Genomic DNA, 15,321 nt, shown 5'->3' on the forward strand with positions numbered 1-15,321 from the left:
TCCTAGAGTGGATCCATGACGGATGCCGTTCGCACCCATGGGCTGTTCAAGCGATACGGGCAGCAGATCGCCGTCGCGGAGGTGGACCTCGTCGTCCCCGCGGGAAGTTTCGCCGGTCTGGTCGGCCCCAACGGCGCGGGGAAGACGACCACGCTCAGCATGATCACCGGCCTGCTCCGGCCCGACGGAGGCACGGCCGAGGTCGACGGCCTGCACGTGTGGCGCGACCAGGTCGAGGTCAAGGCGCGCATCGGCGTACTGCCCGAGGGGCTGCGGCTGTTCGAGCGGCTGTCGGGCCGCGAGTTACTGCTCTACAACGGCAGGCTGCGCGGCATCCCCAAGGCCGAGGTCGAGCAGCGCGCGGGCGAACTGCTGGCCGTGATGGACCTGACCGCCGCCGCCGACAAGCTCGTCATCGACTACTCCACCGGCATGCGCAAGAAGATCGGCCTGGCCGCCGCGCTGCTGCACAACCCGTCCGTGCTCTTCCTCGACGAGCCGTTCGAGGGCGTCGACCCCGTCAGCGCCAACACGCTGACGGAGGTGCTGCGGCGCTTCACCGCCTCCGGCTCCACCGTCATCTTCTCCAGCCACGTCATGGACCTGGTCGAGCGGCTGTGCGACTGGGTGTCGGTGATGAGCGCCGGACAGATCGTGGCGCAGGGCCCGTTAGCGGACGTACGCGGCGGGCGCAGCCTCAACCAGGCGTTCCTTGAGCTGGTCGGCGGCTCGCCCCAGGACGGCGAGACGGGCCTGACCTGGCTCGGCGCCAAGCCGCGGGCATGAGCGGCCGGCGAAGGGAGGCGGTCCGATGAACACGGTGACGCTCTTCGCGCGGCTCAAGCTGCGCCTGCTGGCCGGCAACCTGCGCGGAGACCTCCAGCGCAAGCTCGGCTTCATCTTCACCCTCGTGGCCGCGACCGGCCTGGCCGCGGTCGGCTTCTTCCTCATGAGCCTGCTGCGCTTCGCACCGCCCGACGTCGCCTCCGAACTGGCCGTCCTCGCCTTCTCCGTCTTCCTCTTCGGCTGGATGACCGTGCCGCTGCTGGTGTTCGGCCTGGACGACACGCTCGACCCGGCGAAGCTGGCGCTGTTCCCGCTGCGTACGGGCCGGCTGGCCGTCGGCATGTTCACCGCGTCCGTCACCGGCGTGTGGCCGGCGGCCATGCTGATCGTCACGTTCGGCGCCCTGGTCGGGCTGGCGTCGAGCGCCGGGGGATGGCTGCTCGGGGTGCCGGCCGTGCTCGTGCAGTTCGCGCTCTGCGTGGTGGCTTCGCGGCTGATCACCACGTCGCTGTCCAGCGCGCTGCGCACCCGGCGCGGCCGTGACGTGCTGGCCGTGGCCGCGCTGCTCGTCGTGGTGCTCACCCAGCTGCCCAACCTGGTGCTGAACTCCGGCTTCGGCGATCCGGCGGCCCTGTTGCACCGGATGACGGACGTGCTGCGGTGGACCCCGCCGGGCATGCTGGCCCACGCCATCGCCGACGGCGGCCCGGCGGGGCTGGCCGAGATCGTGTTCGTGGCGCTGCTCGTGGCCGTGCTCGCCTGGCTGTGGATCAAGGCGCTGAACCGGGCGCTGGTCACGCCCGACGTCTCGACCCAGGCCGCCTCCGTGCGCAGGGAGCGGGGCCTGGCCGACCGGTTCCTGCCGGACGGGCCGCTGGCGGCGGTGGTGACCAAGGAGCTGAAGTACATCAGGCGCGAACCCCGTTCCCGCGTGGGCTGGTTCAGCGCCGCCGTGGTCACGCTCGTGCTGGCCTTTTCGATGCGGAACCTGGGCGTCGGAGCCGGCCTGCCCATCCTGCTGACGTCCGCGGGTGCGCTCATGATCGCGTTGCAGTCGGGCAACGCGTTCGGCATCGACGGCCGCTCCCTGTGGATGAACGCCGTCGCCTTCGGCAGCGAGCGCGGCCTGATCATCGACCTGGCCGGGCGTCACCTGGCCAACGCGATGATCGCCGTGCCGCTGCTGACCGTGGTCGGCGTGGCGGCCGGGCTGCTCACCGGCAGTCCCGGCTCGATCCTGCCGGCCGTGCTGGCCGGATGGGGCGCGCTCGGGATCGGGCTCGGGGTCGGCTCCGTGACGAGCGTGGTGCTCCCGTACACCGTGCCCGAGCGGATGAACGCCTTCACCGGCGCCGCGCCCGGTCAGGGCGGCGTGGCCGCCGCCTCCTCGCTGGGCGCCACGGCGGGCATCGCGCTGCTGATCCTGCCGTTCGTGGTGCCGCTGCTGTTCGGGTTGTACTGGGTGTGCGTGGCGGCGCCGTTCTACGGTCTGCTGGTCGAGACGCTGGGCCGCCGCCTGGCCGCCAAGATCGGCTTCCCCCGTACGCCCGAGCTGCTCATGGCCATCTCCAAGCCCACCTGACCAGTGGTCTAGTCCAATACCTGAGACCGGTCTACGGCGTCCCGAACCGACTGGATACCCTTCGAAACATGATTGACCAGGGGCTCGAGCGTCGCAGTGTCGCCGTAACCGAGATGCCGGACGAGCTACGCCACGATGTGCGGCTGCTCGGCAAACTGCTCGGCCAGGTGCTGGCCGAGCAGGGCGGCGACGACCTGCTGGCCGACGTCGAACGACTGCGCAAGGCCGTCATCGCCGCGCGCAGGGGTGAGATCTCGGCCGACGTGATCACCGAAATGGTCGCCGGATGGGAGATCGAGCGGGCCGTGGCCGTGGCCCGCGCGTTCACGTGCTACTTCCACCTGGCCAACCTCGCCGAGGAGCACTACCGCATCCGCACTCTGCGCGAGCGGGACGCCGAGGGCAGGGTGCAGCGCGAGTCGCTCGCGCACGCCGTGCACGAGCTGGGGCACGAGCGCGTCGGCGAGCTGCTGGCGGGCCTGGAGCTGCATCCGGTGCTCACGGCGCATCCCACGGAGGCGCGCAGGCGCGCCGTCGTCACCGCCATCCAGCGGATCAGCGGCCAGCTGACCGAGTACAACACCCCCGGCCGCGGGGCCTCCGAACGCGCCGAGAACAAGCGGCGCATGCTGGAGGAGATCGACCTGCTGTGGCGCACGGCCCAGCTCCGCTCGACCAAGCTGGACCCGCTCGACGAGGTCCGCACGGCGATGGCCGCCTTCGACGAGACGCTGTTCCGCATGGTGCCGCAGGTCTACCGCGCGCTGGACGCCGCACTCGACGAGGGCACCGGCACCCGGCCGCCGCTGGCCAGGCCCTTCATCCGCTACGGGAGCTGGATCGGCGGCGACCGCGACGGCAACCCCAACGTCACCTCCAAGGTCACCCGCGAGACGATCCAGATCCAGTCCGAGCACGTGCTGACCGCCCTGGAGACGGCCTGCACCCGCATCGCCCGCACGCTCACCGCCTCCGCCCAGTTCGCGCCCTGCTCGCCCGAGCTGACCGCGGCGCTGGCGGCGGCCGTCGACGCCCATCCCGACGTGGTCTCCGAGCTGGCCACCCGCTCGCCGCGCGAGCCGCACCGGCAGTGGCTGCTGTTCGTGGCCGCGCGCATCGCCGCCACCCGCCGCCGCGATCTCGACCTGGCCTACCGCTCGCCGGCCGAGCTGCTGGCCGAGCTGCGGCTGGCCCAGGAGTCGCTGTCCGCGTCCGCGCCGCGGCAGGCGTACGGGGAGCTGCAGCACCTCATGTGGCAGGTGGAGACGTTCGGCTTCCACCTGGCCGAGCTGGAGGTGCGCCAGCACTCCCAGGTGCACGCGGCCGCCCTGGAGGAGCTGCGGGCCGGCGGCGAGCTGTCCGAGCGCACCGAGGAGGTCCTGGCCACGATCCGGGTGATCGGCTGGATCCAGGAGCGCTTCGGCGTCACGGCCTGCTCCCGTTACGTGGTCTCCTTCACCCGCTCCGCCGACGACATCGCGGCCGTCTACGAGCTGGCCCGCCGCGCCCTCGGCGAGCGGGCCCCGACGCTCGACGTGGTGCCGCTCTTCGAGTCGGGTCAGGACCTGGCCAATTCGCCGGACGTGCTGACCGGCATGCTCGACATCCCGGAGATCCAGCGGCGCCTGGCCGACACCGACCGGCGCATGGAGATCATGCTCGGCTACTCCGACTCGGCCAAGGAACTCGGCCCGGCGGCGGCCACGCTGCGGCTGTACGAGGCGCAGGAGGCGCTGACCGCCTGGGCCGCCGAGCACGACGTCAAGCTGCGCATGTTCCACGGCAGGGGCGGCGCCCTGGGGCGGGGCGGCGGTCCGGCCAACCGCGCGGTGCTGGCCCAGGCCCCCGGCTCGGTCGCCGGCCGGTTCAAGGTCACCGAGCAGGGCGAGGTCATCTTCGCCCGCTACGGTCACATCGCCATCGCCCGCAGGCATCTGGAGCAGGTGGCCAACGCCGTCCTGCTGGCCTCCTCGCCCACGGTCGGCGCCCGCACCGCGACGGCGGCGGAGCGCTTCCGCGGCCTGGCCGAGCGGGTGGCCGGGGCCTCGGAGGAGGCGTACCGGGCGCTGACCGAGGCGCCGGGCTTCCCCGAGTGGTTCGGTCTGGTCAGCCCGCTGGAGGAGATCGGCACCCTGCGGCTCGGCTCCCGCCCGGCCCGGCGCGGCCTGGGCGCGCCCCGCTCCCTCGACGACCTGCGGGCCATCCCCTGGGTCTTCGCCTGGGCCCAGACCCGGGTCAACCTGCCCGGCTGGTACGGCCTCGGCACCGGCCTGGCCTCGGTCGGCTCGCTGGAGGAGCTGCGGGCGGCGTACGCGGAGTGGCCGCTGTTCAACGTGATGCTGGACAACGCGGAGATGTCGCTGGCCAAGACCGACCGCTCGATCGCCAAGCGCTATCTGGCCCTCGGGGGCAGGGAGGACTTCGCCCGCCAGGTGCTGGAGGAGTACGACCGCACCCGTGACCTGGTGCTCAGGGTCACCGGCCACACGCGGCTGCTGGAGAACCGCAAGGTCCTGTCGCGGGCCGTCCAGCTCCGCGACCCGTACGTGGACGCGCTCTCCCACCTCCAGCTGCGGGCCCTGCGCGCGCTGCGTACCGAGGACCTGTCGGAGCGGGAGCGCGACCGCATGTCCACGCTCCTGCTCCTGTCGGTCAACGGGGTGGCGGCGGGGCTGCAGAACACCGGCTGACCCCGCTGATCGCGGCCCATGGCGCCCGCCGCCATGGGCCGCGATCAGCGCACACCGGCGAAGAAGGCGATGACGTCGGAGGTCAGCGCCTCGGTGGCGGTGTGGGCGGTGTAGTGGCCGTGGGCCGGGGCAGGCAGGGTCGTCCAGGAGACGATGTTCGCGTGGTCGCGCTCGGCGAAGCGGCGGATCGACCGGAAGTCGCCCTCGCCCATGGCCAGCGCGGTCGGCACCGTCGTGGGCTCCTTCGGCTGCTCGGCCCTGGCGTTCTCCCAGTACAGCCGCAGCGCCGAGCCGGCCGTGCCGGTGAACCAGTGGATGGCCGCGTTGAGCAGCACGAAGTCGTCGTCGAGGTCCTCGTCGAACAGCTGGGCCAGCCAGCCCACGAGCCCGGAGGGCGAGTCGGCGATGGCGTGCGCGAGCGTCTGCGGCTGCTGCGACTGCAGCACGTTGAAGGCGCCCTTCTCCTTCCAGAACCAGTCGAGCACGGCCAGCCCGGCCTGGTCCTCCTCGCTCAGGTCCGCGAACTCGGCGGGGTCGCCCGACGGGAACGAGAACAGCTGGGTGACGTGCACGCCGACGACGTGCTCCGCGTCGATCCTGCCCAGCTCGGGGGAGATCATCGAGCCGGCGTCGTTGCCGGCCGCGCCGTAGCGCTCGTAGCCGAGCCGCGCCATCAGCTCGGCCCACGCCCTGGCGATGCGCTGGTTGTTCCAGCCCAGCTCCCGCGTCGGCCCGGAGAAGCCGTAGCCGGGCAGCGACGGGATGACCAGGTGGAAGTGGCGGGACAGCGGCTCGACGGCGTCGAGGTATTCGGCGATCGAGCCGGGCCAGCCGTGGGTGAGGATCAGCGGGAGCGCGTCGGGGTTGTCGGAGCGGACGTGGATGAAGTGGATGTTCTGCCCGTCGATCTCGGTGGTGAACTGCGGGAAGGCGTTGAGCCTGGCCTCCTGCGCCCGCCAGTCGAACCCGTCGCGCCAGTGGCCGACCAGGCGCCTGACCCGCTCGACGGCCACGCCCTGGTCGGCGCCGGGGATCTCGTCGGTGAAGCGGGTGAGCGCGAGGCGGGCCTGGAGGTCGTCCAGCTCGGACTGCGGGATGTCGACGCGGAAGGGAGTGATGGCGCTCATGCGGTGCCTCCGGAAGTTGCGGATCGGAACGCTTTGTTCTGTTTCCAGAGTAGCAGAACGGAATGCTTCATTCCACACTTTTCTCAGACGGAGACGCGCTCGGCGCCCGCGTACACGTTGCAGCGCTCGCCGCGCAGGAAGCCCACCAGCGTGACCCCGAACTCCCTGGCCAGCTCCACCGCCAGCGACGACGGCGCCGACACCGCGCACACCACCGGCAGCCCCGCCGCCAGCGCCTTCTGCATGATCTCGTAGCTGGTCCGGCCGCTCACCATGAGCACGTGCTCGGCCAGCGGCAACCGCCCGTCCAGCGCCGCCCAGCCGGCCAGCTTGTCGACCGCGTTGTGCCGGCCCACGTCCTCGCGCACCGCCACCAGCGTCCCCGAGGGGGAGAACAGCCCCGCCGCGTGCAGCCCGCCCGTCTTGCCGAACACCCCCTGGGCCGCGCGCAACGCCGGCGGCAGCCCGTACAGCAGGCCGGGGGAGAGCGTGAGCAGCCCTCTCGGCACGGGCGCGCACCGCTCGCGCAGCGCGTCGAGGCTCGCCGAGCCGCAGACGCCGCACGCGCTGGAAGTGAGGAAGTGGCGGTCGAGCGCGGGCAGGTCGGGCACGGGCACGTGCAGGCGTACCGTCACCACGTTGTAGCGCGACTCCGGCGGCGGATCCGCGTCGGCGCAGTAGCCGATCGCGGCGATGTCGCCGGCCCGCACCAGGCCCTCGCCGTGCAGGAACCCCGCCGCCAGCTCGAAGTCGTGCCCCGGCGTGCGCATGGTGATCGCCACGGTCCTGCCCGCGCCGCCGGGCCCGGTCAGCCGGATCTCCAGCGGCTCCTCCGTGGCCAGGTCGTCGCGGCGGTCCCGGGCGGACAGGCCGGACAGCTGTCTCACCCGGACCCGGCTGGTCGGCCCCGGCCGCGCCGCCGCCCCGCCCCCGGGGACGTCACGCTCGCTCATCCGTCCATCTTGCCTGGTCGGCGTCGTCATGAGGGGTCACGCCATCCGCGAAGATGGGAGGATGCCCGACTCGCGATACTCCGACCTCGACCGCCCGCCGCTCTCACAGGCGTCGCTCAACCGGGCCCTGGTCCGTCCCGGCTCGCTGTGGACCGGCGTCACCGTGGTCGAGAGCACCGGCTCCACCAACGCCGACCTGGCAGAGGCCGCCAGGAGCGGAGCGCCCGCCGGCACGGTGCTGGTGGCGGAGGCGCAGCGGTCGGGCCGGGGCCGCCTGGGCCGCGCCTGGTCGGCGCCGCCCCGCTCGGGCCTGACCTTCTCCGTGCTGCTCAGACCGCAGGTGCCGGTCGCCGCGCAGGGCTGGCTCTCCCTCCTGTACGGCGTCTCCGCGGCCTCGGCGATCCGCCGCCTGGCCGAGGTGGACGTCGGCCTCAAGTGGCCCAACGACCTGCTGATCGGCGAGCGCAAGCTGGCCGGCATCCTGGCCGAGCGGGCCGACGACGCCGTCGTCATCGGCATGGGGCTCAACGTGACGCTCAAGACGAGTGAGCTCCCGGTCGCGACCGCCACGTCACTGGGCATCGAGCAGGCGGCCTGCCTCGACCGCGACCCGCTGCTGCGGGCGGTGCTGAGGGAGCTGGAGAGCCACTACCGCGAGTGGACGGAGGCCGGCGGCGACGCGGACGCGTCCGGGCTCCGCCCCGCCTACCTGGCCTCCAGCGCCACGATCGGGCGGCTGGTCAGGGTGGAGCTGCCGGGGGACCGGTCGCTGACCGGGCTCGCGACCGGGATCGACGGCTCCGGGCACCTCCAGGTCGAGGCGGACGGCGAGCGCCACACGCTGAGCGCCGGCGACGTGGTCCACGTCCGTCCGGCCGACCTGTAGCCGTCCACGCCGACGACCTGTAGCCGTCCACGCCGACGACCTGTAGTCGTCCGCGCCGAACGCCGGGAGTCGTCCGGTTGTGTCGTCGGCATAGCAGGCGGGCCGGGTTGGTGGCACGATTTGGGCCATGACCATTCCCGACCACCATCTGACGCAGGGTGAGCGGCGCGTCCGATCCTTCCACCCCCACTGGAAGCGACTGATCGTCCCCTTCATCGCGCTGGTCCTCATCGCCCTCGCCTCCGGTGCGGCGCTCTACTTCATCCCCGGCGACTTCGAGTACGCCTTCTACGCCAGGATCGCCGTCGTCGTCGTCGGGCTCATCCTGCTAACGATCTGGTCGTTCGTCCCCTACCTGAGGTGGAAGAACACCGGCTACGTGCTCACCACCCACCGCTTCACGATCAGCACGGGCGTGCTCAACAAGTCGACCGACGAGATTCCGATCACCAAGGTCAACACGGTGAGCTCGGACCAGACCTTCGCCGAGCGGCTGCTGGGCTGCGGCACGCTGACCGTCGAGTCGGCCGGCGACAGGGGCGAGATCGTGCTGCGCGACATCCCGCGCATCCAGGACGTCAGGACCGACCTGTTCCGGCTCGTGGAGGACGCCTCGGACGGCGAGCTCGATGGACGCTGACCTGACCGGCGGCAGGTGCTCGACGGGCACCGACTCCTCGGGCCGTAGGTGCTCGACGGGCACCGACTCGTCCGGCCGCAGGTGCTCGACGGGCACCGACTCGTCCGGCCGCAGGTGAACGAAGCGCGTCCCGGCCGTCCGAGCGCCGAGGAGATCGAGCGGCTGCTGCTCGGCCTGCCGCCGCGCTACACGCGGGCGGAGGTGGCCGCGGCGAGCGGCGTGCCGCAGCCGCTGGCCGAGCGCATCTGGCGCGCCCTCGGCTTCGCGCAGCGGGCGGACGACGCGGTCGCGTTCACCGAGGGCGACGCCGACGCGCTGCGCCGGGTGCGCGGCATGCTCGACGCCGGCCTGCTCGACGAGCCGACGCTCATCCGGATGGCCCGCGCGCTCGGCCAGACCACGGCCAGGCTGGCACAGTGGCAGGCCGAGATCATGATGGGCACGCTGGCGCCCGAGCCGGAGCCGCAGCCCGGGCCGGAGCCGGAGGCTGAGCCGCACCCCGAGCCGAAGCCGGAGGTTGAGCCGCCCGCGGACGCCGACCTGGACCGGGTGCTCGACACCGCGCGGAAACTGATGCCCGACTTCGAGCATGTGCTCGTGCACGTCTGGCGGGCCCAGCTGGCCGCCGCCGGCACCCGGCTGCTGGCCATCGCCGACGTGAGCGACGAGCCGGCCCCGGCCAGGGTGCCGATGGCGGTGGGCTTCGCCGACCTGGTGTCGTTCACCAGGCGCAGCCGCGAGCTGGACGAGAAGGCGCTGGCCGAGCTGGTCGAGGGGTTCGAGTCGCGGGCCTCCGACGTGGTGGCCACGCACGGCGCCAGGCTGGTCAAGACGCTGGGCGACGAGGTGCTGTTCACCGCACCGACTGCGGCGCACGCGGCGGCCGTCGCGCTCGACCTGGCCGTCACCGACGACCTGCGCATCGGCCTGGCCTACGGCCCGGTGGTGCCGCTGATGGGCGACGTCTTCGGCACGACCGTCAACCTGGCGGCCAGGCTCACCGCCATCGCCAGGCCGGGCACCATCCTGGTGGACGCGGCCCTGGCCGAGGCCCTGACCGGCCACGGCGGTTACGAGCTGCGCAAGATCCGGCACCGTCCGGCCAGAGGACTCGGCGTGGTCCAGCCGTATGTCTTGCGGAGATCATCCCTCTGACACAAGATGGCTGGCATGCCGTACGAAGTGCAGGGCGTGGTCGCCCGGGGCAAGGGCCAGGAAGTTTCGCTCGAGACGGTCATCGTGCCGGATCCGGGTCCGGGCGAGGCGGTGGTCGACGTGCAGGCCTGCGGGGTCTGCCACACCGACCTCCACTACCGCGAGGGCGGGATCAGCGACGACTATCCGTTCCTGCTGGGCCATGAGGCGGCGGGCGTGGTCGAGGCGGTCGGCCCCGGCGTCACCGAGGTCGAGCCCGGCGACTTCGTCATCCTCAACTGGCGCGCGGTGTGCGGCCAGTGCCGGGCCTGCCTGCGCGGCCGTCCGTGGTACTGCTTCGCCACCCACAACGCCAAGCAGAAGATGACCCTCAAGGACGGCACCGAGCTGTCGCCCGCGCTCGGCATCGGCGCGTTCCTGGACAAGACGATCGTGGCGGCCGGCCAGTGCACGAAGGTCTCGGCCGAGGCGCCGGCCCAGGTGGCGGGGCTGCTCGGCTGCGGCGTGATGGCGGGTCTCGGCGCGGCGATCAACACCGGCGGGGTGACCCGCGGCGACAGCGTGGCGGTCATCGGCTGCGGCGGCGTCGGCGACGCGGCCATCCTCGGCTCCTCGCTGGCCGGCGCGGCCCGGATCATCGCGGTCGACGTCGACGATCGCAAGCTGGAGTGGGCCAAGGAGTTCGGCGCCACCCACACGGTCAACTCGCGCGAGAACGACCCGGTCGAGGCCATCCGCGACCTGACCGGCGGCAACGGCGCCGACGTGGTCGTCGAGGCGGTGGGCCGGCCGGAGACGTACGAGCAGGCGTTCTACGCCCGTGACCTGGCCGGGACGGTCGTGCTGGTCGGCGTGCCGACCCCGGAGATGCGCATCGACCTGCCGCTGCTCGACGTGTTCGGCCGCGGCGGCGCGCTCAAGTCGTCCTGGTACGGCGACTGCCTGCCCAGCCGCGACTTCCCCATGCTCATCGACCTGTTCCTGCAGAACCGGCTGCCGCTGGACAAGTTCGTCTCCGAGACGATCGCGCTCGACGGGGTCGAGGAGGCGTTCGCCAAGATGCACCGCGGCGAGGTGCTGCGCTCGGTGGTGGTCTTCTGATGATCGACCGGGTCATCACCAAGGGCACGTTCTCGCTCGACGGCGGCACGTGGGAGGTCGACAACAACGTCTGGGTGGTCGGCGACGCGCGTGAGGTGGTCGTCATCGACGCCGCCCACGACGCCGCCCCGATCGCCGAGCGGGTGGGCGGCCGCGCGGTCAGGGCCATCCTGTGCACCCACGCCCACAACGACCACGTCAACGCCGCCGCCGACCTGGCCCGGCTGACCGGGGCGCCGATCCGGCTGCACCCGGACGACCAGGTGCTGTGGGAGCAGGTGTACGGCCCTGAGGTTTCGTACGAGCCGCTGGCCGACGGCGAGAAACTGGTGGCCGGCGGGAACGTGCTGGAGATCCTGCACACGCCGGGCCACTCGCCGGGCGCGGTCTGCGTGTCCGCGCCCGAGCTCGGGGTCCTGTTCAGCGGTGACACGCTGTTCAAGGGCGGGCCGGGGGCGACCGGGCGTTCCTACAGCTCGTTCGAGACCATCATCGACTCGATCAGGAAGCGGCTGCTGACCCTGCCGGCCGAGACGGTCGTGCACACCGGTCACGGCGACTCGACCTCGATCGGCGCCGAGGCTCCTCACCTGGAGGAATGGATCGCCAGAGGGCACTGACAGCCGGGGAAGGCGACTGTGACACAGTCAACATAGGCAAGCCTAACCAAAGTGGGGTACCTTAGGCGTGCCTAACCTAACGGCACCTTCCCCTGCTTGAAAGGCCTGTCCCCGGATGTACGTCTGCGTTTGTCGTGCTGTGACCGAGAATGAGGTGCACGACTGCATCGCCTCCGGGGCGACGAGCGCGAAGCAGATTCGCGACACTACAGGTGCTGGTGGTGACTGTGCCCGTTGTGTACGGAAGATCTGTGCGATCCTGAAACGGTCGGAAGAACTGACGACCGCATAGCCGGATAGCGATGAGGAGCCCGTTTCCATGCAGGGCGACAAGCAGATCATCGAATTGCTCAACGAGCAGCTGACCGCGGAGCTCACCGCGATCAACCAATATTTCCTGCACGCCAAGATGCAGGAGAACTGGGGCTACACCAAGCTGGCCGAGCACACCCGCGACGAGTCCATCGAGGAGATGCGGCACGCGGAACGCCTCACCGACCGCATCCTCTTCCTGGAGGGCCTGCCCAACTACCAGCGGCTGGGCACGCTGCACATCGGCCAGACCGTCGAGGAGCAGTTGCGGGCCGACCTCGAAGTGGAGATGTCGGTGGTCGAGCGGCTGCGGCCGGCGATCCAGCTGATGCGCGAGAAGGGTGACATCACCTCCGCGAACATCTTCGAGGACATCCTGCGGGACGAGGAAGAGCACATCGACTACCTGGAGACGGAGCTGGGGCTGATCCGCAGCCTCGGCGAGCAGCTCTACCTGGCCCGCTACGCCGAGCCTCGCTCCAGCGGCGACTGACACCCGCTCCCGCCCCGGCCGCCGCCGGCCACCGTCTCGTCGGCCCTGGCGGCAGGTCGTTCCGGCTGGCGTGCCTCGGCCTCAGGCCAGGGCGGCGGCCAGGTCGCGGACGCTGAGCTGCGCGCCGTGCCGGCGGAAGCCGAGCGCCGCGGCGACCCGGCGCGACGCGGCCGGCCGGGCGCGCCACTGCGGCAGCAGCCCGTCCGCCAGCGCGTCCGCCACCGCCGCCGAGGCCACCGCGCGGGCCAGCCCGCGCCCCCGGTGCGGGTCCGCCGTCAGGACGCAGAGGTGCGCCGCCGTCTCCACCCACGTCCGGTACGCCGACGCGGCCACGACCCGCGACCCGTCGCGGAGCACGTACACCGGCGACTCGGTCCGCTCCAGCCCGGACTCCGCCGCGTCCGCCTCGGGGACCGACGCCAGCAGCGCTTCGACGTCGCCGTGCCCGGACGGCAGGCGCTCCACCTCCACGCCGGCCGGTCGGAAGTCCGGCTCGTCCAGGTAGGCGAGCTCCGCGGGGCCCAGCACCTCACCCACCGCCAGCCGGGAGAGCCCGGCCCCGTCCCCGTCGCCGAGCAGGGCGAGCAGCCGTTCGCGTACCCCGTCCACCAGATCGGGGCGCGGCACGACGGCCAGGATCGCGCCGTCGAGCTCGACCATCCCGCTCCAGCCCGGCGGGCACAGCGACGACTCGGGCGAGACCACCACGCCGGCGTCGCCGGGCCCGGGGAAGCCGGCCGGTGAGCCGGCGAGGCGGGACCACATCTCACGCGCGCGATCGGCGGCGGGCAGGGACATTTCCCCATGATCGCACCATGCCGCGACGGCGACGCGCCGAGGGGGTGGATTGAGTCATTTCATCGGTGGGCATGATCACCCGATGAATTCCGCCCCCAAAGCAGCGGTGCTTTAATCACGACCTACTGTATTTTAGCTGTGTTTGCCCAGGTCAATGGATAGGTCAACGACGAGTCAAACCGCGCGCTGCGCCCGGGAAACGATCGCCTAAGGTCCTACGATCGCTTTATGACCTGCGTACTTCTCGCCGAGGATGACACCTCGATATCCGAGCCACTCGCGCGTGCGCTGCGCCGCGAGGGCTATCAGGTTGAGGTGAGTCCCGACGGCCCGCAGGCCCTGGAAAGGGCACTGTCGGGCGGCATCGACCTCATCGTTCTCGACCTAGGCCTGCCGGAGATGGACGGGCTGGAGGTCGCGCGCCGGATCCGCGCCGAAGGGCACGGCACTCCGGTGCTCATCCTCACCGCCCGCGTCGACGAGGTGGACACCGTCGTCGGCCTCGACGCCGGCGCCGACGACTACGTGACCAAACCGTTCCGGCTGGCCGAACTGCTCGCCCGGGTACGCGCGCTGCTGCGCCGCGGCACGTCCGAGACCCCGGTCGTTCAGGGAGTGCGCATCGACGCGGACTCCCGGCGCGCCTGGATGGGGGAGAAGGAGTTGCACCTGACCACCAAGGAGTTCGACCTGCTGCGCGTCCTCGTCCGCGACGCGGGCAAGGTCGTCACCCGCGAGCAGATCATGCGCGAGGTGTGGGACACCAACTGGTGGGGTTCCACCAAGACCCTCGACATGCACATCTCCTGGCTACGCCGCAAGCTCGGCGACGACGCGGCCAAGCCGCGCTACATCACGACCGTCCGGGGGGTCGGCTTCCGGTTCGAGCGCGAGTAGATGCGCCGCCGACTGCTCTCCTCCACCCTGGTCGTCGCGGTCATCGCGGTCCTGCTGCTGGGGGTCCCCCTGGGCGTCGTCGTCAGCCGCCTGATCGTCGATGAGGCGGCTCAGGAGCTCGGGGCGGAAGCCAAGCGTCTCGTGGGAGAGGTGGAGTACGCCCGCGTCCAGGAGACGCCGCTCGATCCCCAGCAACTGGAGCAGAAGTACCCGGGCAGATTCATCCAGATCTGGGAACGCGGAACCCCCCTGAGGGTGACCGTCGTCGGCGACCCCCCGCCGTCCGGTCACCTGATGACCGAGGACGCCCAGACCAACACCGGGGTCTACGTACGGATCAGCCGCGACCAGGATCAGGTCGAGCAGGACGTACGGGCCCGGCTGCTGCTCATCGTGGCCCTGGCCGTCGCCGCCCTGGCGGTGGCCGTGAGCCTGGCCGTCGTGCAGTCACGCCGGCTGACCCTTCCCCTCCAGGACCTGGCCAAGATCGCCGACCGGCTGGGCTCCGGGGACGCGCGGCCGAGCAAACACCGCTACGGCATCCCCGAGCTGGACCGCGTGGCCCAGGTGCTCGACCGCAGCGCCACCCGCATCTCCGACCTGCTCACGCGTGAGAGGGAGTTCGCCACCGACGCCTCCCACCAGCTCCGTACCCCCTTGACCGGGCTCACCATGCGGCTGGAGGAGATCGTCGCCGCCTCCGACGAACCCGAGGTCGTACGCGAGGAGGGCGAGGCGGCGATCGTCCAGGCGGAACGGCTGACCGCCGTGATCGACGAGCTGCTGGCCGCGGCCCGCCGCCAGCGCCACGCCCAGGCCGAACCGGTCGCCATCGACGAGGTGCTCGACCAGCAGATCACCGAATGGGCGCCGGTCTTCCGCGACGCGGGCCGCGGGCTCCACCTCGAAGGCGCCCGCGACCTGAAGGCGATGGCCACCACGGGCGGCTTCGGCCAGGTGATCGCCTCGCTGCTGGAGAACTCCCTGCGGCACGGCGGTGGCGACGTCACCGTCACGAGCAGCTGCGGCGACAACTACGTGGTGATCGAGGTGGCGGACCAGGGGCCCGGCATCTCCGACGAGATCGCCCCGAAGATCTTCGAGCGCAACGTGAGCGGTGGCGGAGGCACCGGACTGGGGCTGACGCTGGCCCGCGCGCTGGCCGCCGCCGACGGGGGCCGGCTGGAGCTCGTACGCCGCCGCCCGGCGACGTTCGCCATCTTCCTGCGACCGGCGGAGGACGACAACAGGAACCGGGTGGTCAGCGGCCCGGCGTGAGGG

General features: G+C 71.7%; 15 protein-coding genes. 12 read left to right on the forward strand and 3 right to left on the reverse strand.

The genetic code is table 11. The features are described 5' to 3' along the window. The first annotated feature begins 15 nt into the window (after positions 1-15). From B0I32_RS08475 to B0I32_RS08485, 3 genes are all read left to right on the forward strand, one after another. On the forward strand, positions 16-786 hold the full coding sequence (locus B0I32_RS08475) for an ABC transporter ATP-binding protein (RefSeq protein WP_106236531.1): 771 nt from the start codon (positions 16-18) through the stop codon (positions 784-786). Positions 787-811: 25 nt separating this feature from the next. After that, a complete protein-coding gene (locus B0I32_RS08480) occupies positions 812-2,368 on the forward strand; it encodes a hypothetical protein (RefSeq protein ID WP_106236532.1) in 1,557 nt (518 codons plus the stop codon). Positions 2,369-2,436: 68 nt separating this feature from the next. Then, on the forward strand, positions 2,437-5,058 hold the full coding sequence (locus B0I32_RS08485) for a phosphoenolpyruvate carboxylase (RefSeq protein WP_106236534.1): 2,622 nt from the start codon (positions 2,437-2,439) through the stop codon (positions 5,056-5,058). 44 nt (positions 5,059-5,102) lie between these two features. On the opposite strand, the gene B0I32_RS08490 is transcribed toward B0I32_RS08485, so the two are convergent. Together B0I32_RS08490 and fdhD are read right to left on the reverse strand one after the other, a co-directional pair. After that, the gene (locus B0I32_RS08490; protein WP_106236535.1) at positions 5,103-6,185 is read right to left on the reverse strand and encodes an epoxide hydrolase family protein; all 1,083 of its coding nucleotides are present in this window, start codon (positions 6,183-6,185) and stop codon (positions 5,103-5,105) included. Positions 6,186-6,268: 83 nt separating this feature from the next. Next, a complete protein-coding gene (gene fdhD, locus B0I32_RS08495) occupies positions 6,269-7,138 on the reverse strand; it encodes a formate dehydrogenase accessory sulfurtransferase FdhD (RefSeq protein ID WP_106236537.1) in 870 nt (289 codons plus the stop codon). Between the two features lie 61 nt (positions 7,139-7,199). Here fdhD and B0I32_RS08500 point away from each other — a divergent pair, with 61 nt between their 5' ends. The 7 genes from B0I32_RS08500 to bfr all read left to right on the forward strand — a co-directional run bounded on the left by B0I32_RS08500 (position 7,200) and on the right by bfr (position 12,345). Further along, positions 7,200-8,024, forward strand: a complete 825-nt coding sequence (locus B0I32_RS08500) for a biotin--[acetyl-CoA-carboxylase] ligase (RefSeq protein WP_106236538.1) — start codon at positions 7,200-7,202, stop codon at positions 8,022-8,024. 127 nt (positions 8,025-8,151) lie between these two features. After that, on the forward strand, positions 8,152-8,664 hold the full coding sequence (locus tag B0I32_RS08505; protein ID WP_106236540.1) for a PH domain-containing protein: 513 nt from the start codon (positions 8,152-8,154) through the stop codon (positions 8,662-8,664). Positions 8,665-8,712: 48 nt separating this feature from the next. Next, a complete protein-coding gene (locus B0I32_RS08510) occupies positions 8,713-9,819 on the forward strand; it encodes an adenylate/guanylate cyclase domain-containing protein (protein ID WP_425438088.1) in 1,107 nt (368 codons plus the stop codon). Positions 9,820-9,834: 15 nt separating this feature from the next. Further along, positions 9,835-10,920, forward strand: a complete 1,086-nt coding sequence (locus tag B0I32_RS08515; RefSeq protein WP_106236541.1) for an S-(hydroxymethyl)mycothiol dehydrogenase — start codon at positions 9,835-9,837, stop codon at positions 10,918-10,920. Further along, the gene (locus tag B0I32_RS08520) at positions 10,920-11,540 is read left to right on the forward strand and encodes an MBL fold metallo-hydrolase (RefSeq protein WP_106236543.1); all 621 of its coding nucleotides are present in this window, start codon (positions 10,920-10,922) and stop codon (positions 11,538-11,540) included. The genes B0I32_RS08515 and B0I32_RS08520 overlap by 1 nt, the downstream gene beginning before the upstream one ends. Before the next feature lie 115 nt (positions 11,541-11,655). Further along, positions 11,656-11,832: a (2Fe-2S)-binding protein gene (locus tag B0I32_RS08525; RefSeq protein WP_103960892.1), complete on the forward strand. Its 177-nt coding sequence runs from the start codon at positions 11,656-11,658 to the stop codon at positions 11,830-11,832. Positions 11,833-11,859: 27 nt separating this feature from the next. Then, positions 11,860-12,345: a bacterioferritin gene (gene bfr / locus B0I32_RS08530; protein WP_106236544.1), complete on the forward strand. Its 486-nt coding sequence runs from the start codon at positions 11,860-11,862 to the stop codon at positions 12,343-12,345. Positions 12,346-12,426: 81 nt separating this feature from the next. Here bfr and B0I32_RS08535 read toward each other — a convergent pair whose 3' ends face one another. After that, complete coding sequence (locus B0I32_RS08535; RefSeq protein WP_106236546.1) at positions 12,427-13,143, reverse strand: GNAT family N-acetyltransferase; 717 nt, start codon at positions 13,141-13,143, stop codon at positions 12,427-12,429. A gap of 228 nt (positions 13,144-13,371) precedes the next feature. Here B0I32_RS08535 and B0I32_RS08540 point away from each other — a divergent pair, with 228 nt between their 5' ends. Together B0I32_RS08540 and B0I32_RS08545 are read left to right on the forward strand one after the other, a co-directional pair. Then, the gene (locus tag B0I32_RS08540) at positions 13,372-14,040 is read left to right on the forward strand and encodes a response regulator transcription factor (protein WP_043620820.1); all 669 of its coding nucleotides are present in this window, start codon (positions 13,372-13,374) and stop codon (positions 14,038-14,040) included. Then, positions 14,041-15,318 (forward strand): ATP-binding protein, encoded by a 1,278-nt coding sequence (locus B0I32_RS08545; RefSeq protein WP_106236548.1) that lies wholly within the window; start codon positions 14,041-14,043, stop codon positions 15,316-15,318. It abuts the gene before it with no gap. The last annotated feature ends 3 nt before the right edge of the window (positions 15,319-15,321 follow it).

Origin of the sequence: Nonomuraea fuscirosea (assembly GCF_003001935.1) — a bacterium.
In the GTDB taxonomy this organism is placed as follows: Bacteria; Actinomycetota; Actinomycetes; order Streptosporangiales; family Streptosporangiaceae; genus Nonomuraea; species Nonomuraea fuscirosea.

What these genes read in the sequence shown, in the direction of transcription:
- bfr (WP_106236544.1), top strand. Translation starts at nt 11,860, where the DNA reads ATGCAGGGCGACAAGCAGATCATCGAATTGCTCAACGAGCAGCTGACC.
- B0I32_RS08475 (WP_106236531.1), top strand. Translation starts at nt 16, where the DNA reads ATGACGGATGCCGTTCGCACCCATGGGCTGTTCAAGCGATACGGGCAG.
- B0I32_RS08515 (WP_106236541.1), top strand. Translation starts at nt 9,835, where the DNA reads ATGCCGTACGAAGTGCAGGGCGTGGTCGCCCGGGGCAAGGGCCAGGAA.
- B0I32_RS08520 (WP_106236543.1), top strand. Translation starts at nt 10,920, where the DNA reads ATGATCGACCGGGTCATCACCAAGGGCACGTTCTCGCTCGACGGCGGC.
- B0I32_RS08480 (WP_106236532.1), top strand. Translation starts at nt 812, where the DNA reads ATGAACACGGTGACGCTCTTCGCGCGGCTCAAGCTGCGCCTGCTGGCC.
- B0I32_RS08525 (WP_103960892.1), top strand. Translation starts at nt 11,656, where the DNA reads ATGTACGTCTGCGTTTGTCGTGCTGTGACCGAGAATGAGGTGCACGAC.
- B0I32_RS08535 (WP_106236546.1), bottom strand. Translation starts at nt 13,143, where the DNA reads ATGTCCCTGCCCGCCGCCGATCGCGCGCGTGAGATGTGGTCCCGCCTC.
- B0I32_RS08500 (WP_106236538.1), top strand. Translation starts at nt 7,200, where the DNA reads ATGCCCGACTCGCGATACTCCGACCTCGACCGCCCGCCGCTCTCACAG.
- B0I32_RS08490 (WP_106236535.1), bottom strand. Translation starts at nt 6,185, where the DNA reads ATGAGCGCCATCACTCCCTTCCGCGTCGACATCCCGCAGTCCGAGCTG.
- B0I32_RS08485 (WP_106236534.1), top strand. Translation starts at nt 2,437, where the DNA reads ATGATTGACCAGGGGCTCGAGCGTCGCAGTGTCGCCGTAACCGAGATG.
- B0I32_RS08545 (WP_106236548.1), top strand. Translation starts at nt 14,041, where the DNA reads ATGCGCCGCCGACTGCTCTCCTCCACCCTGGTCGTCGCGGTCATCGCG.
- fdhD (WP_106236537.1), bottom strand. Translation starts at nt 7,138, where the DNA reads ATGAGCGAGCGTGACGTCCCCGGGGGCGGGGCGGCGGCGCGGCCGGGG.
- B0I32_RS08505 (WP_106236540.1), top strand. Translation starts at nt 8,152, where the DNA reads ATGACCATTCCCGACCACCATCTGACGCAGGGTGAGCGGCGCGTCCGA.
- B0I32_RS08540 (WP_043620820.1), top strand. Translation starts at nt 13,372, where the DNA reads ATGACCTGCGTACTTCTCGCCGAGGATGACACCTCGATATCCGAGCCA.